This window comes from Lysobacter sp. TAB13 (genome assembly GCF_052113885.1).
Classification (GTDB): domain Bacteria; phylum Pseudomonadota; class Gammaproteobacteria; order Xanthomonadales; family Xanthomonadaceae; genus Lysobacter; species Lysobacter gummosus.
In genome coordinates this window covers 1-354 of the sequence record NZ_JBFRDR010000429.1, presented here as the reverse complement: position 1 = coordinate 354, position 354 = coordinate 1, and the positions used below count along the sequence as shown (strand labels likewise).

Below are 354 nucleotides of genomic sequence, written 5' to 3'. Positions count from 1 at the left end.
GGAATAGCCGGTGCGCCAGGCCTCGAAGGCGGCGCGCTTCAGCGTGATCGAGGCGAGTTCAGTGGTCGAGCCCGGTCCGCCGGAGGTCAGAAGATTGACCATGTCGAACATCTTGAAGTTCTCGATACCGCGGAAGAGTACGGCCAGCATGATGAAGGGCAGGCACATCGGCAGCGTGATCGAGATGAATTGCCGCCAGTTGCTGGCCCGGTCGACCTCCGCTGCCTCGTAGATGTAGTCCGGGATCGAGCGCAGGCCTGCGAGGCAGATCAGCATCACGTAGGGCGTCCACATCCAGGTATCGACGATGATGATCGCCCAGGGACTCAGGGTCACATCGCCGAGCATCTGGAA

The 354-nt window shown here is 61.3% G+C and carries 1 protein-coding gene; it reads right to left on the bottom strand.

All coding sequences use genetic code 11. The features are described from left to right. Window positions 1–354, bottom strand: a 354-nt coding sequence (locus AB4Y92_RS26825; RefSeq protein ID WP_441822385.1) for a carbohydrate ABC transporter permease, incomplete at both ends; no start/stop codon positions are given.